18 protein-coding genes are annotated in these 22,265 nt (G+C 73.4%); 11 read left to right on the top strand and 7 right to left on the bottom strand.

What is annotated here, in order from left to right; translation table 11 throughout:
• Window positions 1-58: 58 nt before the first annotated feature.
• Genes ACH499_RS18240 through ACH499_RS18230 form a run of 3 tightly spaced genes read right to left on the bottom strand, consistent with a single transcriptional unit; the run spans window position 59 to window position 2,644 of the window.
• Entirely contained in the window at window positions 59-817 is a 759-nt protein-coding gene (locus ACH499_RS18240) for an ABC transporter ATP-binding protein (protein WP_356198634.1), read from the bottom strand.
• Window positions 805-1,566: a cobalt ECF transporter T component CbiQ gene (cbiQ, locus tag ACH499_RS18235; RefSeq protein WP_399016867.1), complete on the bottom strand. Its 762-nt coding sequence runs from the start codon at window positions 1,564-1,566 to the stop codon at window positions 805-807. The genes ACH499_RS18240 and cbiQ overlap by 13 nt, the downstream gene beginning before the upstream one ends.
• A 1-nt stretch (window position 1,567) precedes the next feature.
• Entirely contained in the window at window positions 1,568-2,644 is a 1,077-nt protein-coding gene (locus ACH499_RS18230) for an energy-coupling factor ABC transporter permease (protein ID WP_399016865.1), read from the bottom strand.
• A 200-nt stretch (window positions 2,645-2,844) separates the two neighbouring features.
• Between ACH499_RS18230 and ACH499_RS18225 the strand changes: the two genes are divergently transcribed.
• A complete protein-coding gene (locus ACH499_RS18225; RefSeq protein ID WP_356198630.1) occupies window positions 2,845-3,222 on the top strand; it encodes an SsgA family sporulation/cell division regulator in 378 nt (125 codons plus the stop codon).
• A 27-nt stretch (window positions 3,223-3,249) separates the two neighbouring features.
• Here the strand turns inward: ACH499_RS18225 and ACH499_RS18220 are convergent, their stop codons facing one another.
• From ACH499_RS18220 to ACH499_RS18210, 3 genes are all read right to left on the bottom strand, one after another.
• Window positions 3,250-4,941, bottom strand: coding sequence for a penicillin-binding transpeptidase domain-containing protein (locus ACH499_RS18220; protein ID WP_399016863.1), 1,692 nt, complete (start codon window positions 4,939-4,941; stop codon window positions 3,250-3,252).
• A 188-nt stretch (window positions 4,942-5,129) separates the two neighbouring features.
• Window positions 5,130-6,767, bottom strand: a complete 1,638-nt coding sequence (locus ACH499_RS18215; RefSeq protein WP_399016861.1) for a penicillin-binding transpeptidase domain-containing protein — start codon at window positions 6,765-6,767, stop codon at window positions 5,130-5,132.
• Window positions 6,768-6,906: 139 nt separating this feature from the next.
• Window positions 6,907-8,652 carry a dolichyl-phosphate-mannose--protein mannosyltransferase gene (locus tag ACH499_RS18210; protein ID WP_399016859.1) on the bottom strand — a complete coding sequence of 582 codons (1,746 nt, stop codon included), beginning with the start codon at window positions 8,650-8,652 and terminating at the stop codon, window positions 6,907-6,909.
• A gap of 96 nt (window positions 8,653-8,748) precedes the next feature.
• On the opposite strand from ACH499_RS18210, the gene rsmI reads away from it, so the two are divergent.
• The 6 genes from rsmI to ACH499_RS18180 all read left to right on the top strand — a co-directional run bounded on the left by rsmI (window position 8,749) and on the right by ACH499_RS18180 (window position 14,428).
• On the top strand, window positions 8,749-9,597 hold the full coding sequence (gene rsmI / locus ACH499_RS18205; RefSeq protein ID WP_356198625.1) for a 16S rRNA (cytidine(1402)-2'-O)-methyltransferase: 849 nt from the start codon (window positions 8,749-8,751) through the stop codon (window positions 9,595-9,597).
• Window positions 9,598-9,866: 269 nt separating this feature from the next.
• Window positions 9,867-10,298: a hypothetical protein gene (locus ACH499_RS18200; RefSeq protein ID WP_365597172.1), complete on the top strand. Its 432-nt coding sequence runs from the start codon at window positions 9,867-9,869 to the stop codon at window positions 10,296-10,298.
• A gap of 30 nt (window positions 10,299-10,328) precedes the next feature.
• Window positions 10,329-11,219 (top strand): TatD family hydrolase, encoded by an 891-nt coding sequence (locus tag ACH499_RS18195; RefSeq protein WP_356198622.1) that lies wholly within the window; start codon window positions 10,329-10,331, stop codon window positions 11,217-11,219.
• Window positions 11,220-11,318: 99 nt separating this feature from the next.
• Window positions 11,319-12,608: a ubiquitin-like domain-containing protein gene (locus tag ACH499_RS18190; protein WP_399016856.1), complete on the top strand. Its 1,290-nt coding sequence runs from the start codon at window positions 11,319-11,321 to the stop codon at window positions 12,606-12,608.
• A 58-nt stretch (window positions 12,609-12,666) separates the two neighbouring features.
• Window positions 12,667-13,527, top strand: coding sequence for a 16S rRNA (adenine(1518)-N(6)/adenine(1519)-N(6))-dimethyltransferase RsmA (gene rsmA, locus ACH499_RS18185; protein WP_356198619.1), 861 nt, complete (start codon window positions 12,667-12,669; stop codon window positions 13,525-13,527).
• A gap of 7 nt (window positions 13,528-13,534) precedes the next feature.
• A complete protein-coding gene (locus tag ACH499_RS18180; RefSeq protein WP_399016854.1) occupies window positions 13,535-14,428 on the top strand; it encodes a 4-(cytidine 5'-diphospho)-2-C-methyl-D-erythritol kinase in 894 nt (297 codons plus the stop codon).
• A 10-nt stretch (window positions 14,429-14,438) separates the two neighbouring features.
• On the opposite strand, the gene ACH499_RS18175 is transcribed toward ACH499_RS18180, so the two are convergent.
• On the bottom strand, window positions 14,439-15,035 hold the full coding sequence (locus ACH499_RS18175; protein WP_399017187.1) for a Uma2 family endonuclease: 597 nt from the start codon (window positions 15,033-15,035) through the stop codon (window positions 14,439-14,441).
• Window positions 15,036-15,192: 157 nt separating this feature from the next.
• Between ACH499_RS18175 and ACH499_RS18170 the strand changes: the two genes are divergently transcribed.
• The 4 genes from ACH499_RS18170 to ACH499_RS18155 all read left to right on the top strand — a co-directional run bounded on the left by ACH499_RS18170 (window position 15,193) and on the right by ACH499_RS18155 (window position 21,964).
• On the top strand, window positions 15,193-17,007 hold the full coding sequence (locus ACH499_RS18170; protein WP_399016852.1) for an ABC-F family ATP-binding cassette domain-containing protein: 1,815 nt from the start codon (window positions 15,193-15,195) through the stop codon (window positions 17,005-17,007).
• 239 nt (window positions 17,008-17,246) lie between these two features.
• Window positions 17,247-19,007, top strand: coding sequence for a PQQ-binding-like beta-propeller repeat protein (locus ACH499_RS18165; RefSeq protein WP_399016850.1), 1,761 nt, complete (start codon window positions 17,247-17,249; stop codon window positions 19,005-19,007).
• A 106-nt stretch (window positions 19,008-19,113) separates the two neighbouring features.
• Window positions 19,114-20,970: a PQQ-binding-like beta-propeller repeat protein gene (locus ACH499_RS18160; protein ID WP_399016848.1), complete on the top strand. Its 1,857-nt coding sequence runs from the start codon at window positions 19,114-19,116 to the stop codon at window positions 20,968-20,970.
• A gap of 319 nt (window positions 20,971-21,289) precedes the next feature.
• Entirely contained in the window at window positions 21,290-21,964 is a 675-nt protein-coding gene (locus ACH499_RS18155; RefSeq protein ID WP_399016846.1) for a LuxR C-terminal-related transcriptional regulator, read from the top strand.
• Window positions 21,965-22,265: the final 301 nt, after the last annotated feature.

Raw genomic sequence — 22,265 nt, 5'->3', positions numbered from 1 at the left:
TACCCCTTCCGATCGCCTGCGACAGTGGGTGCAACAGCCACCGACCGCCTGCGATTCCTCATGTACCGCTCGTGACCGACCGCGGGTCGAAGCCGAAGGGCAGTTCGAGGCGGTGGGCGCGCATCAGCGCGTCGTCGGAGAGCAGCCCGGCGGTCGGCCCGTCCGCCGCGATCACCCCGTCGCTGAGGATCAGGGAGCGGGGGCACAGCTCCAGGGCGTAGGGCAGGTCGTGGGTGACCATCAGGACGGTGACGTCGAGGGAGCGCAGGATGTCGGCGAGTTCGCGGCGGGAGGCCGGGTCCAGGTTGGAGGACGGCTCGTCCAGGACCAGGATCTCCGGCTCCATGGCGAGCACGGTCGCCACCGCCACCCGGCGCCGCTGGCCGAAGGAGAGGTGGTGCGGGGGCCGGTCCTTGAACTCCTCCATGCCCACCAGGCCGAGGGCCCGGTCCACACGCGCCTCCAGCTCCGGCCCCTTCAGCCCGGCCGCCGCCGGTCCGAACGCCACGTCCTCGCGCACGGTCGGCATGAAGAGCTGGTCGTCGGGGTCCTGGAAGACGATGCCGACCCGGCGCCGGATCTGGGCCATGTGCTTCTTGGCGACGGGCAGTCCGGCGACGGTGACCGTGCCGGTGCCGCCGGTCAGGATGCCGTTGAGGTGCAGGACGAGGGTCGTCTTGCCGGCGCCGTTGGGGCCGAGCAGCGCGACCCGCTCGCCGCGGGCGACGGAGAAGTCCACGCCGAACAGGGCCTGGTGGCCGTCGGGGTAGGCGAAGGCGAGGCCGGAGACCTCCAGGGAAGCAGTCACAGCGTCCATCCCAGCAGACAGACGACCAGCGCCGCACAGGGGAGGGCCAGTGCGTACGACCACTGCGCGCGGGACGCGCTCACCTCGTCGATGACCGGCATGGAACCGGCGTACCCCCGGCTGACCATGGCCAGGTGGACGCGTTCGCCGCGCTCGTAGGACCGGATGAACAGCGCTCCGGCGGACTTGGCGAGCACGCCCCAGTGGCGGACGCCCTTCGCCTCGAAGCCGCGGGACTCGCGGGCGATCCGCATCCTGCGCATCTCGTCGGTGATGACGTCCCCGTACCGGATCATGAAGGAGGCGATCTGCACCAGCAGCGGCGGCAGCTTCAGCCGCTGCAGGCCGAGCAGCAGTTCGCGCAGTTCGGTGGTGGAGGCGAGCAGCACGGAGGCGGCGACGCCCAGGGTGCCCTTGGCCAGCACGTTCCAGGCACCCCACAGGCCGCTGACGCTCAGCGACATGCCGAGGACCTCGACCCGCTCGCCCTCGGCCACGAACGGCATCAGCACGGCGAACGCGACGAACGGCACCTCGATCAGCAGCCGCTTGAGCAGGAAGGCGGCCGGGACGCGCGCCGCGTACGCCACCGCGGCGAGCAGCACGGCGTACAGGCCGAAGGCCCACATCGCCTCGCGGGGTGTGGAGACCACGACGATCACGAAGGCGAAGGCCGCGGCGAGCTTGGTGTGCGGCGGCAGACCGTGCACGGGGGAGTGCCCGTGCCGGTAGAGCCGGTGTGCGTGTCCCGCGCCCATCTCAGACGCCCGAGTCGCCGGTCGTGCCGGTGGTCGCGCCGGTGGTCGTGCTGCCCGGCGACGTGTCGCCGGCGCGCCGCCTGCGCACCGCCCAGAACACCGCGCTGCCCGCGACGACCGTCACGCCGACGCCGATGACGCCCGCGAGGCCGCCGGACAGTCGGGCGTCGCCCACGTCCTCGACCCCGTAGTCGGCGAGCGGGGAGTCGGCGTTCGCGTGCTCCTCGGCCTTCTTGTCGATGCCCTTGTCGGCGGCGACCTTCTCCAGGCCGTCGGGGTTCGCGGAGGCGTAGAAGCTGACGAATCCGGCGAGCACCAGGGAGGTGGCCAGGCCGGCCAGCCACACCTTGCGCGGCGAGCGGGCGGCGGGCCCGGGTTCGGCCGCGGGCGCGTCGACGAGTTCGCCGCCCACGCGCAGCTTCAGCCGCTGCCGCAGCCCGCGGGCGCCGTACACCAGGTCCGGGCGTACGGCGATGACGGCGCCCACGGTCAGCGCGGTGATCGCGGCCTCGCCGATGCCGATGAGCAGGTGCACGCCGACCATGGCGGTGGCGACCTTGCCGATGGCGACGTCGGTGGTGCCGCCGATCCCGTACAGCGCCGTGAAGGCGAGGGCGGCGGCCGGCACGGAGACGAGCGCGGCGACGAAGGAGGCGACGGTGACCGACCGGCGGGAGCGCGGCAGGACCTTCACCAGGCCCCGGAAGAGGGCGTAGGCGACGACCGTGGTGACGAGCGCCATGTCCGTGATGTTCACGCCGAGCGCGGTCAGGCCGCCGTCGGCGAAGAGGATGCCCTGCATGAGCAGGACGACGGAGACGCACAGGATGCCCGTGTAGGGCCCCACGAGTATCGCCGCGAGGGCGCCGCCGAGCAGATGGCCGCTCGTTCCCGCGGCGACCGGGAAGTTCAGCATCTGCACCGCGAAGATGAACGCCGCGACCAGGCCGCCCAGAGGGGCCGTCCGCTCGTCCAGCTCCCGGCGCGCGCCGCGCAGGCTGACCGCGATGGCGCCGGCGGCGACGACACCGGTCACGGCGGAGGTCGGGGCGTCGATGAATCCGTCAGGTACATGCACGGCTCGATGATAGGGGCTTGTTGCGAACCTCTTGCAAGAGCGACGGCCTCGTCATCTCAGATGTGAGATATCCCCGGGGGTGCCACCGGGGGGCGGCGGGGGTGAGTGTCCCGAAGGGTGTCATCCCGGGAATACGGGACACCCGATGTGAAGCGGAACGGTGGCTTCCGCGCCAGTGACAGAGCGTGAGGGGTGACCCCATGTCCGTGGTCGAACAGTACGCACGAGCCCACATCCTCACGGACGCGGACGTCCCCGACGAGGACGACGGCGGCGCCATACCCGTCGTGCTGCGGTACGACCCCGATCACGACCCCCGCTCGGTCCGCGTCGCCCTGCCCGGACGGGGCCGGAACACCGCGGCGCGCGAGTGGACGTTCCCCCGCGACCTGCTCGAACAGGGCCTGCGGGCCCCCGCCGGGACCGGCGAGGTGCGGGTGTGGCCCTGCGGACGGGTGCAGGCCGTCGTCGAGTTCCACACCCCGCAGGGCTGCTCCGTGGTGCAGTTCGAGACCAAGGCGCTCACGCGGTTCCTGCGCCGCACCTACACGGCCGTGGCGCAGCCGGTGCCGCACTGAGCCGGCACCGGGCCGCCCCGGGAGACGTCAGCCGCCCGCCTTCAGCAGCGCCGCGACGAGGGGACCGGCGGTCTCGCCTCCGTGGCCGCCCTGCTGGACCACGCCCGCCGCGGCCAGGTCGCCCCGGTACGCGGTGAACCAGCCGTTGGGCTTCTCCTGCCCGTCGACCTCGGCGGAGCCGGTCTTCGCGCCGACCTCACCGCTCACCCCGGCCATCGCCTCGGCCGCCGTGCCGTACGCCGCCGTGTAGGACATCAGCCGGCGGAGCTGCCCCAGCGTGGACGCGGACATCGTGCGCGAGGCGGTGGCGAGCTCGCGCCCGTCGACCGAGGGGGCGACCAGGTACGGCTGGTGGAAGTTGCCCGTCCTGACCGTCGCCGAGACGGAGGCCATGTTCAGCGGGTTCATCCGCACCCCGCCCTGCCCGATGAGGGAGGCGGCCATCGGCGCCGCGCTCTGCACCGGCACCGAGCCGTCGAAGGTGGGCACGCCGACGGACCAGTTGTTCATCGACAGGCCGAACACCTCCTTCGCCTGCCGGGTCAGGTCGTCGTCCTCCAGCTCCGGGGCCTGGCTGATGAAGGCCGTGTTGCAGGAGCGCGCGAAGCTCGCCCTGAACGTGCCGTTCTTTATCTCGAACTCGTCGTCGTTCTGGAACTTCCAGCCGCCGTAGCTGAAGTACTTCGGGCACGGGTGCTGCTCGTCGACCGAGGCGAGGCCCTTCTCGATGAGCAGCGAGGAGGTGATCACCTTCATCGTGGAGCCGGGCGCGAGGGAGCCCTGGAAGGCGGTGTTGAAGCCGTGGCCGCTGTTGGCGACCGCGAGGATCTCGCCCGTGGAGGCGCGCAGCAGCGCGACCGACGCCCGCGGCTTCCTGGCCACCTGCTGCTCCGCCGCCGACTGGAGCGCCGGGTCCAGGGTCGTCCTGACCGTGCCCGGCGTGCCCTCGCGCAGCTCCAGCAGGGTCTTGTCGGACGCCTTCGCCGCCTTGGACTCCTTGCCGCGGACCACGCGCAGCTCGATGCCCGCCGCGCCGCCGGCCTTCTTGCCGTACTTCTCGCGCAGCCCGTCCAGGACGGTGCCGAGCGAGGGGTACTTCGCGGCGGTGATCTCGCCGCCGTCGCGGTCCAGGGCCTTGACCGGCGGTGTCCCGGCCTCGCCGGTCACCAGCCTGTCGCCGTCCTTCAGCTCCGGGTGGACGACCGACGCCCGCCAGCCCACGGCCGGCTCGCCGTCGCCGGCCCGGCGGACCACGGTGAGCGCGCTGTCGTAGGCGAGCGGCTTGCCGACCTCCTCGCCCCCGGCCTCGCCCCGGTACCGCACCGTGCCCTTGACGGAGAACGGGACCTTCGCGCCGGCCGGGGTGCCCGCGGTGAGCGTGACGTCCGTGACGCGGGCGTCCTTCGCGTAGCCGGTGAGCAGGGCAGTGGCGGCCTCGGCGTCGTCGGTCGCGGCGGCGGCACCGGCGATGTCGCCCCGCTGCCAGGCCGTGAGGAACCGCTGGGCCGTCGTGGTCACCTCGGCCGCCGTCAGCGGGCCCGACTTCACCTTCTCCCGGGCCGCCGCGGCGGTGCTCCGCGCGGTCTCCTCGGCCGCCGCTCCGCCGCCGTACACCGCCCACGCGCCGACGCCCGCGCCGCCGACGACGAGGGCGGCCACTCCGCCGATCAGGGCGGGTCTCGTCCTGCGCCGCCCGGTGGCGGCCCTCCTGCTGCCCACTGCGTCCCGTTCCTCCGTCGTGCCCGGAATCCCCGGGACCTCGCTGCCGCCGCTCCCCGCGCGACGGCGACCACCCTAGGGCCTGTCCGGCGCTTCCCGCCGCCCCGCGGCGTCCGGCGGACAGGCCGGGGCGCTCCGCGCGGCCCCGCCCTGCCGGGAAGGGGCCGCCGTGGTGCCGGGCGGGCGGGTCAGCCGCCCGCGCGCAGTACGTCCGCCACGATCGGGCCGGCCGCGTCGCCGCCGTGCCCGCCCTCCTCGGTCATGGCCGCCGCCGCGATGTCGTTGCGGAACCCGGTGAACCAACTGTCGGACCTGGCGTTGCCGTCGACCTCGGCCGAACCGGTCTTCGCGCCGATGTCGCCGCCGAGGCCGGACATGGCCGCCGCGGCGGTGCCGCTGGTGGCCGTCAGCCGCATCATCCGCTTGAGCTGGTCGGCGGTGCTGCGCGGCAGGCCCTTGGCCGTGGCGAGCGTGCGGCCGTCCAGCTCCGGCGAGACCAGATAGGGCTGGCGGAACTCGCCGGTGACGGCGGTCGCCGTCACCGAGGCCATGTTCAGCGGGTTCATCTGGACCTGGCCCTGGCCGATGGCGCCCGCCGCGCGGTCCGGGCCGGCGACGGCCGGCACCTTGCCGTCGAACGAGACGATGCCGGTCTGCCAGTCGTCCCGCCCGAGCCCGAAGCGCTCCTCGGCCTCCCGCGTCAGGGACGCGTCCGTGAGGGGTTCCTCGTCGATGAGCTTGATGAAACCGGTGTTGCAGGAGCGCATGAAGGTGTCGGCGAGCGTCGCGCTCATGTCGGGCTTCATGCCGGTGAGGTTCTTGAAGGTCTGGCTCTGCCAGGTCGCCGTGTCCGGGCAGGGCGCCGGACCGTTCATCGAGGACACGCCGTTGTCGATGAGCATCGCCGCGGTGATGATCTTCATGGTGGAGCCGGGGGCGACCCGGCCCTCGAAGGCGGCGTTGAAGCCGTCCTCGCGGTTGTTCGCCACCGCCAGCACCTCACCGGTGCTCGGCCTGACCGCCACCACCGAGGACTCGTCGAACCGGCCGACCGCCCGCTCGGCCGCCGCCTGCACGCCCGCGCTGATCGTGGTCCGCAGCTTGCCCGGCCTGCCCTCGGTCACCGGCAGCAGAGGGGTGTCCGGGGCCTGTGTGGCGGTGTGCCGGATCACCAGCTCCACACCGGGCTCGCCGCCCGCCTTGTCGCCGTACTTCTCGCGCAGCGCGGCGAGGACCGGGCCGAGCGAGGGGTACTTCTCCCCGGTCAGCACGGTGCCGTCGCGGTCGACGGCCTGGATCTGCGGGGTCGCCGACTCCTCGGTGACCAGGGTGTCGCCGTCCTGGAGCCCGGGATGGACGACGGACGGCCGCCAGTCGACCAGCGCCCGCCCGGAGGTCTGCCCGCGCACCACGGTCAGCTCGCTGCGGTAGGTCAGCGGCTTGGCCGCGCCCTTGTAGGTGACCTCCGCCTTCACCGTGAACGGCACGGTCATCCCGCTCACGCTCACCTCGCCGGGCGTGATCTCGACGCCGGTGATGTGGGCGTCGTCGCGGAAGGCGGCCAGCAGCGTCCCTGCGGCCGGGCCGTTGTCCGTGTACGTCGCCGCCGTCGCCGCGTCGCCCTTCTCCCAGGCGGCGAAGAACTTCTGCGCGGTCTCCCTCACCTCGTCGGCGCTCGGCGGCCCGCTCTTCACGGACGCCCCGGCGGGCCCCGTCCCGCCGTCCCCGTCCAGCGCCGACACGATGTTGTAGGTGCCGTACGCGGCCCCGCCCACCATCACGGCGAACACGCCGCCCACGACGGCGACCTTCACCCCCCTGCCCATCGGCAGTCCCCTCCCCGTCGGACCCCCGAGCGTGTTTGAACGCGTTCAGAAGTCGTTGTGGCAGCACTCTAGGCGCAGGGGTCGGGCCTTGGTACGGATGTTTCCGGATGGTGGCCGAACGGAGATCCCGGCCGGCCCCTCACACCCACGTGTCCAGCCACATCCGCGACCGCCACTCGTCCATCGGGATCGCGGTGCCGGTGTAGAGGGGCCAGAAATAGATGAAGTTCCAGGCGATCAGCAGCACCAGCACGCCCGCCGCCGTCGCCCCCGCCACCCGCCGGGTGTCCCCGCAGCCCGGCCGGCCCACGATCGCCCCCAGCAGCATCGCCACCGCGAGGCACAGGAAGGGCACGAAGACCACGGCGTAGAAGAGGAAGATCGTGCGCTCCTGGTACAGGAACCAGGGCAGATAGCCGGCCGCCAGCCCGCAGGCGATGGCGCCCGCGCGCCAGTCGCGGCGGAAGGCCCAGCGCCACAGGACGTACAGCAGGGCGAAGCAGCCGATCCACCACAGCAGCGGCGTGCCGATCGCCAGCACCTCGCGGGCGCACTTCTCGCCCGCGTCGGCCGGACAGCCGTCCGTGCCGGGCGACGGCGACTCGTAGAAGTAGGACACCGGGCGGCCGAGGACGATCCAGCTCCACGGATTGGACTCGTAGGTGTGCGGCGAGGTCAGGTGCGTGTGGAACTCGTACACCTGCGACTCGTAGTGCCACAGGCTGCGCCACCAGTCCGGGAACAGCCACGACCAGGAGCTGGTCCGGCCGTTCGCCGTCGCCCAGTCGCGGTAGTAGCCGCCGGTGCCGTCGGTGGCCGACAGGATCCAGCCGGTCCAGGACACGATGTACGTGACGATCGCGACCGGCACGGTCGACAGGAACGCCCAGCCCAGGTCGTGCCTGAGCACCGCCCGTCGCGGCCGGCGCGCGCCCGCGACCCGGCGCGAGCCCACGTCCCACAGCACCGCCATCACGCAGAACGCCGCCATGATGTACAGGCCGTTCCACTTGGTCGCCGCGGCCAGGCCCAGCATCAGCCCCGCCGCCACCCGCCACGGCCGCCACCCGAGCCGCAGCGTCTCGGCGACCTCCGCGTCGGGACGCGCCCGGCCGTCGGCGTCCACCGGCAGCGCGGCGGCGAGCTTCTCACGCGCCTTGTCGCGGTCCACGAGCAGGCAGCCGAACGCGGCCAGCACGAAGAACATCAGCACGCTGTCCAGCAGCGCGGTGCGGCTCATCACGAAGTGCAGCCCGTCCACCGCCATCAGCGCGCCCGCCAGGCAGCCCAGGAACGTGGAGCGGAACAGCCGGCGCCCGATCCGGCACAGCATCAGCACCGACAGCGTGCCGAGCAGCGCCGTCATGAACCGCCAGCCGAACGGGTCGAAGCCGAACAGCAGCTCGCCCAGCCCGATGACGTACTTGCCGACCGGCGGATGCACCACGTACGCCGCGTCGGTGGGGATCGGGACGTCCCCGCCCGTCTGCAGGATCAGGTCGTTGACCTTCTTGTCCCAGTTGACCTCGAAGCCGCGGTGGACGAGCGCCCAGGCGTCCTTGGCGTAGTACGTCTCGTCGAATATCACCGCCTTCGGGCTGCCCAGATTCCAGAACCGCAGCAGGCCCGCCAGCAGCGCCACCAGCAGCGGTCCGCCCCAGCCCGACCAGCGCACGATCCGGTCGGCGGTCTTCCCCGGCAGGCCGAGGAAGACCCACAGCCGCGGGCCGGGCCGCGTGTACGGCGGCACCAGCCGCTCGCGGACACCGCCGGCCGCCGGCCCCGCCGCGTGGCCGAAGCGGCGCAGCCGTTGCTGCCAGGTGGGCCCCCCGTCGTGCGGGGCCAGGTCCTGCCGGGTGTCCGTCGAGGACGCGGTACTCGTCACCGCGCCATCGTAGGGAACCGTTCTGTGCGCGTCCCGCACACGACCCCCACGGGTCCGGATGCGTCCCCGTCCGTCCGCCCCTGGGAGGATGGGGGCGTGACTGGAACCCTTGTACTGGCGGGCACCCCCATCGGCGACGTCCAGGACGCCCCGCCCCGGCTCGCCGAGGAACTCGCGGGCGCCGACGTCGTCGCCGCCGAGGACACCCGGCGGCTGCGCCGGCTGACCCAAGCGCTGGGCGTCACTCCCCGCGGCCGCGTCGTGTCGTACTTCGAGGGCAACGAGTCCGCCCGGACGCCGGAGCTGGTCGAGGAGCTGGTGGGCGGGGCCCGCGTGCTGCTGGTGACCGACGCCGGGATGCCCTCCGTGTCCGACCCCGGGTACCGGCTGGTCGCCGCCGCGGTCGAGCGGGACGTCCGGGTCACCGCCGTGCCCGGCCCGTCCGCCGTGCTCACCGCGCTCGCCCTGTCCGGGCTGCCGGTCGACCGCTTCTGCTTCGAGGGCTTCCTGCCCCGCAAGGCCGGCGAACGGCTCGGCCGGCTCCGCGAGGTCGCCGGGGAGCGCCGCACCCTCGTCTACTTCGAGGCCCCGCACCGCCTCGACGACACCCTCGCCGCGATGGCCGAGGTCTTCGGCGCCGACCGCCGGGCCGCGGTCTGCCGGGAGCTGACCAAGACGTACGAGGAGGTCAGGCGCGGCGGCCTCGGCGAGCTGGCGGCGTGGGCCGCGGAGGGCGTGCGCGGCGAGATCACCGTCGTCGTCGAGGGCGCCCCCGACACGGGCCCCGAGGAAGTCGGCGCCGAGGAACTGGTGCGCCGGGTCCGGGTCCGCGAGGAGGCGGGAGAACGCCGCAAGGAGGCCATCGCCGCGGTGGCCGCCGAGGCGCAGGTCCCCAAGCGGGAGGTCTTCGACGCGGTGGTGGCGGCGAAGCACGCCGGGGGATGACGCCGGGGGCCGGCCCGGCGCCCGCGCGCGACCGCGACACGTCCCCGCGCCCCGCGCGCCCGGCCGGTGCCCGTGCGCGCCCCAAGCGGTGGCAAACGCTCCGCCCGCCGGGCAAAGCCCCGGGCCGCCCGTCGGGGGCGTCAGGGCAAGGGACGCCCAAAACGGCTCCAATATCTCGGCCGGGCCGGTGCATTCCGGTCGGGCGAGGCGTCCACTGGAAGAAGGGGACGCACCCGTCCCCGAAGGCCAGCGGACAAGCGGGAGCCGGAATGAGCGAGATCACCGGACGCACCGGTACACGGGCGGGAGCCACCGAGGTCGTCCACGAGTCGTACTCCTTCGCCTGCATGCGGTGCGGGCACGGCTGGGAGCAGTCGTTCGACATAGAGCACCACAGGGACGCCGAGGGCCACGAGTTCCTGCTCTACGTGACGGACGGCCGCATCGTGCCCTCCCCGCTGACCCGGCCCACCTGCGCCAACTGCGACAACCACGTCGTACGGATCATGCGGCCGGGGCGCGTCGCCTCGGTGCGCGGCACCGCCCACGGCGTGCACCGGGTACCGCCGGCCGGACCCCTGGAGGTACCGCAGGTCCCCGAGCGGCCCGGCCCCGGCGCCCCCGGCCTCACACCCGCGCCCCGGCGCCCGCACCTGTCCGACCTGCTGCGCGCGCTCCACCTCCAGCGCAGGGCGGGCTGAGGCGGCACGCACCTTCCGTAGGATCGGGACATGCCTTCGAACGCCTCGGACCGGACCGACAGGAACGACGCTCCGCCGCTCCCCGAACCCCTGCGGATACCGGTCGCCGACTCGCACACCCACCTCGACATGCAGGCGGGCACGGTCGCCGAGGGCCTCGCGAAGGCCGCGTCGGTCGGTGTCACCACGGTCGTCCAGGTCGGCTGCGACCTCGCGGGCTCCCGCTGGGCGGCCGAGACGGCGGCGGAGTACGACGCCGTCCACGCCACCGTCGCCCTGCACCCCAACGAGGCACCCCGCATCGTCCACGGCGACCCCGACGGCTGGTCCAGGCAGGGCGCTCGCGGGCCCGGCGGCGACGCGGCCCTGGACGACGCCCTCGCGGAGATCGACCGGCTGGCCGCGCTGCCCCAGGTCAAGGGCGTCGGCGAGACCGGCCTCGACCACTTCCGCACCGGCCCCGAGGGCAAGGAGGCCCAGGAGAGGTCCTTCCGCGCCCACATCGAGATCGCCAAGCGGCACGGCAAGACCCTCGTCATCCACGACCGCGACGCCCACGCCGACGTGCTGCGCGTCCTCAAGGAGGAGGGCGCCCCCGAGCGCACCGTCTTCCACTGCTACTCCGGCGACGCGGAGATGGCCCGGATCTGCGCCGAGGCCGGTTACTACATGTCCTTCGCCGGCAACGTCACCTTCAAGAACGCCCAGAACCTGCGCGACGCCCTCGCCGTGGCCCCGCTGGAGCTGGTCCTCGTGGAGACCGACGCCCCGTTCCTGACGCCGGTGCCCTACCGGGGTCGCCCGAACGCCCCGTACCTGGTGCCGGTCACGGTGCGGGCCATGGCCGCCGTGCGCGGCGTCGACGAGGACACCCTGGCGACGGCCCTCGCGGCCAACACGGCCCGCGCCTTCGCCTACTGACCCGACAGGTCGTCACGCCGAGTAGTCGCGTCGCTTTGGAGAGTGACGGACGCTCCGCTAGGTTCTGGGGGCCCATCCGGACCCCTGGAGCGTGTCGGCGTGAGCAGTACCCGGTTCGAGACGTACGAGACCCGCGCACCGTACGACGTGCACGGCGCGCCGACCCCGCCGTACGGGGAGACCTGCCGGCCCGCCCCCGGACAGGCGGGCGCCGCGGTGCCCCGGCAGGGCGTCGTCCGCCCCGCCCCGGCCGGCCGGGGCGGCCACCGGCGCCGGGCACGGTACGCGGGGCCCGCGCAGGGCACCGTGCGCCGGCTGGTGCCGCAGGCCCTGGTCGTGGCGTTCCTGGCCGGCGGCACCACCGCCTTCGTCGCCGAGGACAAGGCCGTCGAGCTGACCGTCGACGGCCGGCCCCGCGCCCTGCACACCTTCGCCGACGACGTGACCGGACTCCTCGCGGGGGAGGGCGTCCGGGTCGGGCCCCACGACGTGGTCGAACCCGCCCCCGGCACCCCGCTCACCAGCGGCGACGAGATCACCGTCCGCCACGGACGCCCCGTCCTGCTCACTCTCGACGGCCAGCGGCGCCAGGTGTGGACCACCGCCGACACCGTGGCGGGGGCGCTGCGTCAGCTCGGCGTCCGGGCCGAGGGCGCCCGCCTGTCCACCCCGCCCTCCCGGCGCATCGGCCCCGCGGGACTCTCGCTGGACGTCCGCACCGAACGCGTCGTCACCGTCATGGCGGACGGCCGCGCCCGCACCGTCCGCACCAACGCCGCGACCGTGCGCGAGGCCGTCGAGCAGGCCGGGGTCACCCTGCGGGGCCGGGACACCACCTCCGTCCCGGCGGCCGCCTTCCCCCGCGACGGGCAGACCGTCACCGTGCTGCGCATCACCGACTCCACGGAGGTCCGCGAGGACCTCCTGCCCTTCGCCGAGCAGCGCACCGTAGACCCCTCCCTGCCCCAGGGCACCGAAGTCGTCCAGCAGACGGGCCGGCCCGGACTGCGCCGCACCACGTACGCCGTGCGCACCGTCAACGGCGTCCGGCAGCGGCCGCGCCCGCTGCGCACCGAGACGGTGCGCGAGCCCAGCCCGCGGATCGTGCGGGTCGGCACCCGGCCCCGGCCGCGGTCCGTGCGGGGCACCGACCACCTGAACTGGCAGGCCCTGGCCGCGTGCGAGTCGGGCGGACGCCCGGGCGCCGTCGACCCGTCGGGCACGTACGGCGGCCTGTACCAGTTCGACGCCCACACCTGGCACGGCCTCGGCGGCGAGGGCCGGCCCGAGGACGCGACGCCGGCCGAGCAGACGTACCGCGCGAAGAAGCTCTACGTGCGCAGCGGGGCGAGCGCCTGGCCGCACTGCGGGGCACGGCTGGGGGGCTGACCGGCGGTGCCCGGCCGCCCCGGACGGTGCGGGGGCCGCCCCCGGCTACCCTTGCGGGGTGAGCAGCCCCACCCCCGACGCCCTCCTGGGTCCCGCCGACGTCCGTGAACTCGCGGCGGCCCTCGGCGTACGCCCCACCAAGCAGCGCGGCCAGAACTTCGTCATCGACGCCAACACGGTCCGCCGTATCGTGCGCACCGCCGAGGTGCGCCCCGACGACGTGGTGGTCGAGGTGGGACCGGGTCTCGGCTCGCTCACCCTGGCCCTGCTGGAGGTCGCCGACCGCGTCACCGCCGTCGAGATCGACGACGTCCTCGCCGGCGCCCTGCCCGCCACCGTCGCCGCCCGGATGCCCGAGCGCGCCGACCGGTTCGCGCTCGTCCACAGCGACGCCATGCAGGTCACCGAGCTGCCGGGCCCCGCCCCGACCGCGCTCGTCGCCAACCTGCCCTACAACGTCGCCGTGCCCGTCCTCCTGCACATGCTCGACACCTTCCCGACCATCGAGCGCACCCTCGTCATGGTCCAGGCCGAGGTCGCCGACCGGCTCGCCGCCGGACCCGGCTCCAAGGTGTACGGCGTGCCGTCCGTGAAGGCGGGCTGGTACGCCGAGGTGAAGCGGGCCGGCGCCATCGGCCGCAACGTCTTCTGGCCCGCGCCGAACGTCGACAGCGGACTGGTGTCACTCGTCCGGCGCAGCGAGCCGCTGAAGACCACCGCGTCCAAGCGCGAGGTGTTCGCCGTCGTCGACGCCGCGTTCGCCCAGCGCCGCAAGACCCTGCGGGCCGCCCTCGCCGGGTGGGCCGGTTCGGCCGCCGCCGCCGAGGCCGCCCTCGTCGCCGCGGGCGTGTCGCCGCAGGCGCGCGGAGAATCGCTGACCGTGGAAGAGTTCGCGCGTATCGCCGAGCACAAGGAGTGACGAGCAAGTGAGCGTGACGGTCCGCGTCCCCGCCAAGGTCAACGTCCAGCTCGCGGTCGGCGCCGCCCGCCCCGACGGCTTCCACGACCTGGCCAACGTCTTCCTCGCGGTCTCCCTCTACGACGAGATCACCGCGACCCCGGCCGACGGACTGCGCATCACCTGCGAGGGCCCGGACGCCGCCCAGGTCCCGCTCGACCGGACCAACCTCGCCGCCCGCGCGGCCGAGGCGCTCGCCGTGCGCCACGGCCGCACCCCCGACGTGCACCTGCACATCGCCAAGGACATCCCCGTGGCCGGCGGCATGGCGGGCGGCAGCGCCGACGGTGCCGGCGCCCTGCTCGCCTGCGACGCCCTGTGGGGCACCGGCGCCTCGCGCGCCGAGCTGCTGGAGATCTGCGCCGAGCTGGGCAGCGACGTCCCGTTCAGCCTGGTCGGCGGCGCCGCGCTCGGCACGGGACGGGGCGAGCGGCTGACGGAGCTGGAGGTGGGCGGGGAGTTCCACTGGGTCTTCGCGCTGGCCGCGCGCGGGCTGTCCACCCCGGCCGTGTACCGCGAGTTCGACCGCCTCGGCGAGGACCTGGACATCCCCGAGCCGGCCGCCGACCAGGCGGTGCTCGACGCCCTCGCCAAGGGGGACGCCGCCGCCCTCGCCCTCGCCGTCGCCAACGACCTCCAGCCCGCGGCGCTCTCCCTCTTCCCCGAACTGGCCGACACCCTCGCCGCGGGACGCGCCGCGGGCGCGCTGGCGGCCCTCGTCTCCGGCTCCGGCCCTACCACGGCGTTCCTCGCCTCCGACGCCCGGACGGCGTCCGACATCGCCGGGGTGCTGCGGGCCTCGGGAACCTGCCGCGACGTCCGCACGGCGGCGGGGCCGGCGGCGGGGGCGACCGTGGTCTGAGAGGCCGTGCTCAGAGCCGGTCGACGGCGGTCAGGTCGATGTCGACGGCATACGGCTTGTCGACCTTGATCCGGTCCCGGTGCATGCCCATGTGCACGTACGCACGGGTCATCGGGTCGAGTTCGTAGACGTGGACGACCGGCCCGCCGTCCGTGCCGCCCTGCTCGACGCGCCAGAAGTTGGGGATGCCCGCGGCGGCGTACTTGTGGGGCTTCGTCGTGCGGTCGCGGGACTCGGAGTCGGGGGAGACGACCTCGACGGCGAGCAGGACGTCCTTGGCCTGGAAGCTGGTCTGATCCAGTCCGGTGACCGCGTCGGCCCGGACCACGCTGATATCGGGTTCCGGGCCGTTGCGGCTGTCGAGGGTGACGGTCATCTCCCGTTCGACACTGAGTCCCGGATCGAGTGAGCTGCGCAACCCATTGATCAACAGGTCGATCACGAGGTAGTGGAAACGGCGCTGCGGACTCACGAAAACCAGGCTCCCGTCGATCAACTCGGTGTGCGGCGGGAGATCCGGCAGGGTGAACAGGTCGTCCACGGTGTAGCCGTCCACGGGCGGCACCGGCCAGCGCTGGTGGCGGTGCTCTACGGACTCGGCGGTCATGGTTCCTCCCATGGACGGGATCCTGCTGCCTCGCTCCCCACGGTAGCCGCACAGTCGGAGAGGCGTCACCACAAAGAGTGACGACCCCCGTCCGCGTCACCCCGCCCCCCGAAGGGCCTACGCTTGAAGGCTGATCGATCCCCCAGGCAGGAGAGAAATGGCCGTCAACCTGGTCAATGTCGAGAACGTCAGCAAGGTGTACGGGACCCGTGCACTCCTCGACGGCGTGTCCCTCGGCGTCTCCGAAGGGGACCGCATCGGTGTCGTCGGGCGCAACGGCGACGGCAAGACCACCATGATCCGGATGCTCGCCAAGCTGGAGGAGCCCGACACCGGCCGGGTCACCCACTCCGGCGGGCTGCGGCTCGGCGTCCTCACCCAGCACGACTCCCTCGACCCCGCGGCCACCGTCCGCCACGAGGTCATCGGCGACCTGGCCGACCACGAGTGGGCGGGCAACGCCAAGATCAGGGACGTGCTCACCGGCCTGTTCGGCGGGCTCGACATGCCGGGCTTCCCCAAGGGGCTGGACACCGTCATCGGCCCGCTCTCCGGCGGCGAGCGGCGCAGGATCGCGCTGGCCAAGCTGCTCATCGAGGAACAGGACCTGATCGTCCTCGACGAGCCCACCAACCACCTCGACGTCGAGGGCATCGCCTGGCTCGCCCGGCACCTGCGCGAACGCCGCTCCGCGCTCGTCTGCGTCACCCACGACCGCTGGTTCCTCGACCAGGTCTGCACCCGCATGTGGGACGTGCAGCGCGGCGACGTCTACGAGTACGAGGGCGGCTACTCCGACTACGTCTTCGCCCGCGCCGAACGCGAGCGCATCGCCGCCACCGAGGAGGCCAAGCGGCAGAACCTCGTCCGCAAGGAGCTGGCCTGGCTCCGGCGCGGCGCCCCCGCCCGCACCTCCAAGCCCCGCTTCCGCGTCGAGGCCGCCAACGAGCTGATCGCCGACGTGCCGCCGCCCCGCGACAGCAGCGAGCTGATGAAGTTCGCCTCCTCCCGGCTCGGCAAGACCGTGTTCGACCTGGAGGACGTGACCGTCCAGGCCGGGCCCAAGGTCCTGCTCAAGCACGTCACCTGGCAGCTCGGCCCCGGCGACCGCATCGGCCTCGTCGGCGTCAACGGGGCCGGCAAGACCTCCCTGCTGCGCGCCCTCGCCGAGGCCGCCCGCAGCGAGGGCGAGGAGCAGCCCGCGGGCGGCCGCGTGCGCGTCGGCAGGACCGTCAAGCTGGCCTACCTCTCCCAGGAGGTCGCCGAGCTCGACCCCGACTGGCGGGTGCTGGAGGCCGTGCAGCGCGTCCGGGAGCGCGTCGACCTCGGCAAGGGCCGCGAGATGACCGCCGGTCAGCTCTGCGAGACCTTCGGCTTCGGCAAGGAGAAGCAGTGGACGCCGGTCGGTGACCTCTCCGGCGGTGAGCGGCGCCGGCTCCAGCTCCTGCGGCTCCTGATGGACGAGCCCAACGTCCTCTTCCTCGACGAGCCCACCAACGACCTCGACATCGAGACCCTGACCCAGCTCGAGGACCTGCTCGACGGCTGGCCCGGATCGATGATCGTCATCTCCCACGACCGGTTCTTCGTCGAGCGCACCACCGACCGGGTCTTCGCCCTGCTCGGCGACGGCGCGCTCCGGATGCTGCCGCGCGGCATCGACGAGTACCTGGAGCGGCGCCGGCGCATGGAGGAGGCCGCCGCGGCGAGCGCCCCCGCCGCGGCCGCGAAGCCGGCCGCGGAGGTGCCCGAGAAGAGCGCCGCCGACGTGCGCGCAGCCAAGAAGGAGCTCCAGAAGATCGAGCGGCAGCTCGACAAGGTCTCCGAGAAGGAGACCAAGCTGCACGCGCGCATCGCCGAGAACGCCACGGACTTCGCGAAGGTGGCCGAACTGGACGCCGAGCTGCGCGCCTTGGCCGGACAGCGCGAGGAGCTGGAGCTGCGCTGGCTGGAATTGGCCGAGGACGCCTGACGCTCCGCGTGCGGGGGGCGCGCGTTGCGTGAAGAGGGCGTGAAGGCGCGTAACAGGGGCATCACGGGCCGGTCCTCCCTTGGGAACAGGGGCGGACGCGGCCCGGTGTGCTGTCGGGGCCGGGTGATAGAAAGGGCCGTCTGAAGACTGTCTGAGCGACCGCCCGAAGACGACTCCGGGGCCAGCGCGTACCCCGGGCCGTGGCGGAAAATCAGTGAGCAATAAGGGGGAACGCGCTGATGAGCCAGCCGCCCAACCAGCCGCCGCAGCCGGGCGGTTTCGGAGCACCGCAGGACCAGCCGCCCGGCGGTTTCGGGGCACCGCAGACTCCGCCGCCCCCGCAGGGCGCGCCGCAGACGCCGCCGCCGTCCGGGCCGCCCCAGCCGGGATACGGCTATCCCCAGCAGCCCCCATATGCCCAGCCCGGCCCGTACAACTCCGGTCCGTACGCCCAGCCCCAGCAGCCCGGCCCGTACGGTCCGCAGCCCGGCTACGGCTATCCGCAGCAGCCCCCCTTCCCCGGCGGACCCGGCACCCCGCCGCCCGGCGGCTCCGGATCCCGCAACCCGTTCAAGGGCAAGCCGGCCCTCGTGATCGCCGCCGCGGTCGCGGCCCTGGCCGTCATCGGCGGCACCGTGTGGGCGGTCACCGGCACCGGTGACGACGGCGAGGAGAAGAAGCCCGTCGCTCAGAAGAGCGACGACGCCAAGCCCGCCGCCTCCGGCGGCGCCCCGGTCAATCCCGGTGACGGCAGCGGCGACGGCGACGAGGAGACCGCGGACCTCAACGAGGGCCGCCAGGCCGGTGAGTCCAAGGTGCTCTGGTACAAGGAGGCGCCCGACGCGCCCGGTTCCGGCGCCGACGCCGAGGGCATGTGGATCACCGACAAGACCGCGGTGAAGGCGGCGTACAAGCAGCTCTTCGCGTACAACGTCACCGACGGCAAGCCCACGTGGGCGCCGATCACCTTCCCGCAGAAGATCTGCGCGGTCACCCCCGAGAAGACCGCCCAGGACAAGATCGTCGTCGCCTACATGAGCGGGTCCAGCGACCGCGCCGAGTGCAACCAGCTCCAGGAGATCGACCTCGCCACCGGCAAGCAGGGCTGGAAGCAGGTCGTCCCGGACGGCGAGCTGTTCGACTCCACGCTCTCCGTCGAACTGGGCGTCAGCGGCAACACCCTGATGGTCGCCCGCTCCCAGTCCGGCACGGCCTACGACGTCACCAGCGGCAAGAAGCTGTACGACAAGAAGCGCTACGGCGACGCCTGCTTCCCCGCCGGGTTCGCGGCCGACGCGACGAGCCTCGTCCAGGTCGCCTCCTGCGGCGCCGGCGGCGACAACGAGCACGACGAGGTGCAGGGCCTCGACCCGAAGACCGGCAAGGTCCTGTGGACGTACAAGTACGAGAAGGGCTGGCGGGTCGAGCGCGCCTACTCCGTCGCCCCGCTCGTCGTCTACGCGACCAACGAGGACAAGAAGGTCTGGAACATCTCCAGCTTCACCGCCTCCGGCCGGGTCCAGGCGCAGGTCGGCGTCCAGGAGGACTTCGCCCCCGAGTGCGGCTGGGCCATCCTGGAGCGCGACCTCCAGGGCTGCACGGGTGTCGTCGTCGCCGACAACACCCTCTACCTGCCGACCGAGGCGACCAGCGGCGCCAACGAGATCGTCGCCGTCAACCTCGCCGACGGCAAGGAGAAGTGGCGCGCCAAGTCCCCCGTCGACGAGACGATGCTGCCCATGAAGGCCGAGGGCGGCCGCCTCATCGCCTACGTGGAGCCGTCGTACGACGCGGGCGGCCAGGTCGTGGCGATCCCGACCACCGGCACCGCCCACACCCCGGCCAAGCTGCTGCAGAACCCGCAGGGCGCCGCGGACATCGAGGGCAGCTTCTACTCGCGGGACATCGACTGGGCCGACGGGCGCTTCTACATCGCCAGCACCCGCCTGACCGGGAACGACGACGCGAAGGAGAAGTTGATGCTCGCCTACGGCAAGTGACCTTCTCCGCCTCCTCCCCCTCCTGCGCGATCCGCGCCTTCGCCGTCCGCCGGGGCCGGTCCGTCCGGCCGGCCCCGCCGTCTGAGCTCCCCGAGGTACTCACGTCATGACCCAGCCGCCGCCCCCGCCGCCCCACCAGCCCCCTCAGGGGGGAGGGTTCGGCCCGCCGCAGGACCAGCCGCCGCAGCCGGCCCCGCCCGCCGGCCCGCCGCCGGGCGGAACGCCGGACCTCGGCAAGGCCCCCCAGCCGGGCTACGGATACCCCCAGACGCCCCCCGCGGCGCCGACGGCCCAGCCGACGCCGCCGTCCGGGCCGGGTTACGGATACCCGCAGACCCCGCCGCAGCCCCAGCCCGGCTACGGCTACCCCGGCCAGCAGCCCGGCCCGTACGGGGCGCCGACCCCCGCCTACGGGCAGCAGCCGCCCTACGGCCAGCAGCCCGGCCAGCCCGGATACGGCTACCAGGCGCCGACCATGCCCATGTCTCCGCAGCCCGGCCCTCCGGGCGGCGGACGGAAGATCAACCCGCAGCTCGCGATCATCGTGTCGGCCGTCGTCGTCATCGCGCTGATCGTCGGCGGCGGTGTCTGGTACGCGAATTCCTCCGGCAAGAAGGACGACAAGACCACCACCGCGGGCGGCGACGGCGGCACGGAGGGCAAGGGCGGCAGCGGCGGCACCTCCTCCGGCGGCAAGGAGAAGGCCCCCTCCGACCCCAGCGCCAAGGTGCTCTTCCAGGTCCCGCAGCCCCCGGTCACCGAGGAGCAGTCGAGCTTCCCGACGACCGGTTCCTGGCTCACCGACAAGGTGTACGCCAAGAGCGGCATCGGCGAGGTCGTCGGCTACGACCCGGCCAAGGGCTCCAAGCTGTGGACGATCGACCTCGCCGGCCCGGTCTGCGAGGCCACCCAGCGGGTCACCGACGACCACAAGACGGTGATCATCCACAAGCCCGCCATGCCGACCAAGACGAGCCCGCAGTCCTGCACGCAGGTCACCGTGATCGACCTGGACGCGGGCAAGCAGGTGTGGACCAAGACCTCCGGCGACGGCAGCCGGCCCATCTCCTTCAACAACGTCACCATCAGCGGCGGCACCGTCGCCGCGGGCAGCACCAGCGGCGGCGTGGCCTGGGACATCGCCACCGGCGAGGTGCTCTGGTCCCCCAAGGCCACCGACACCTGCTACGACACCGGCTACGGCGGCGGCGAGAAGCTGGTCGCGGTCCGCAAGTGCGGCACGTACGGCGCGCGGCAGCTCAACATCCAGACCATCGACCCCAAGAGCGGGAAGGTGCTCTCCGAGTACAAGATGGCCCAGGGCATCGAGTACGCGGGCGTCGTCTCGACCAACCCGCTGGTCGTGGTCGCCGACGTCGCCGACTCCGCCGGTGACGGCAGCGGCATCTCGGACTTCTTCTCCATCGACAACAAGACCGGCAAGCTGCGCACGCGCATCTCCGCGCCGGGCGACGACTACGCGGCGAGCTGCGAGACGATCACAGAGGTCGAGGACTGCCACGGGCTGGCCGTCGGCAACGACAAGCTCTACATCCCGACCGAGGAGCACGAGGGCGGCGGCAAGTCGTACAGCCGGACCAACGAGGTCGTCGCGCTGGACCTGGCCACCGGCAAGCAGACCGGCCAGCGTGCCGACGCCGGCGAGGGCTACACGATCACCCCGCTGCGGATGGACGGCGGCAACGTGATCGCCTACAAGCGCCCGCCGTACGACAAGGGCGGCCAGATCGTCAGCATCGACGGCGGGACGTTCAAGCAGACGACGCTGCTGGAGAACCCGGCGACCGAGGCGGTGTCCGACGTGGAGACCAGCATGTCGCCCGAGTACTCCGAGCTGATCTACGCGCAGGGGCGGCTGTACATGTCCGAGGTGTACGCCAGCTCGCTGTCCAGCTCGACCGACGAGGAGTACCTCGCGGTCGCGTTCGGCACGAGCGGCTGACGCCGGGCTCGTCGTCCTTCGGACCGTGTCCCACGGCCCCGTCCCTGTCCAGGGGCGGGGCCGTGGGCCGTTCGGGCGCGGGTGTCCGCCGACGGCTGTCTGCCGACGGCTGTCCGCCGGTGGCTGTCTGCCGTCGGTCGTGCGCCGTATTGCGGGGGATTTCGGCGTTCCGGGGCAGTTCTCGCCGGTAGGGGCAGCGCGACGGCGCACCAGCGTGTAGCTTCCGGGGGCATGAGGGGCGGGGCCGGGGGGCCGGGTGGGGTTCTCCTGCCGTCCGTGCCGGCCGTGCCGGGGGACCGGGGGGAGTGGGGGTTGCTCGATGGGAGTGCGGCTCATGGTGGTCGACGACCACCGGTTGCTCGCCGAGGCGCTGGCCTCGGCACTGAAGCTGAGGGGGCACCGGGTGCTCGCGGCGGCGGCGCCCGCCGCGGGGGCGGCCGAGCTGGTGATCAGCCGGGCGCCCGAGGTGTGCCTGTGGGGGACGGCGGCGCCGGCCGAGCCGGGGACCTTCGATCCGGTGGTGCGGATCAAGCGGGAGCGGTCGCAGGTGGCGGTGCTGGTGCTGGGGCCCGTGCCGAACCCCCGCGGGATCGCGGCGGCCTTCGCGGCGGGGGCGTCGGGGTACGTGCGGCACGACGAGCGGATCGAGGGGGTGGAGCGGGCGATCATGAAGGCGCGGGCCGGGGAGGCGGCGGTGACGCCGGCGCTGCTCCAGGGGGCCTTCGGTGAGCTGCTGAATCCGGCGGCCCAGCCCGACGACGAGGGGCAGCGGCTGCTGTCGATGCTCACGCCCCGGGAGGTGGAGGTGCTGGTCCGGGTCGCCGAGGGGGAGGACACCCGGCTGATCGCGGCCGGCATGGGCATCGCACCGTCCACGGCGCGGACGCATGTCCAGCGGGTGCTGATGAAACTGGGGGTCGGCTCCCGCCTGGAAGCGGCGGCGCTGGCCGCGCGGACGGGGCTGCTGGACCGGGCGGGCGCCTCCGGCGGTTGAGCGGGGGTGCCTGCGGGTGCCTGCGGGTGCCTGCGGCGCTTGGGTGGGGGTGCCTGCGGCGGCCTGTGCGGGTTCGGTGGGGAGTGCGGGTGCCTGCGGCGGCCTGTGCGGCTCCGGTGGGTGGGGTGCCTGCGGCGCCTGTGCGGCTCCGGTGGGTGGGGTGCCTGCGGCGCCTGTGCGGCTCCGGTGGGTGGGGTGCCTGCGGCGCCTGTGCGGGTTTGGTGGGGGTGCGCGTAGCGCGTTCGGTGGTCTTGTGGGTCGGGGCCGGGTCGGGGGGTGTCCGTCCTCGGAACGGCGCGGA

This window comes from Streptomyces sp. NPDC018947, assembly GCF_044390505.1.
Classification (GTDB): Bacteria; Actinomycetota; Actinomycetes; order Streptomycetales; family Streptomycetaceae; genus Streptomyces.
Note: the sequence above shows the minus strand (reverse complement) of the source record. Positions and strands in the feature narration are given on the sequence as shown.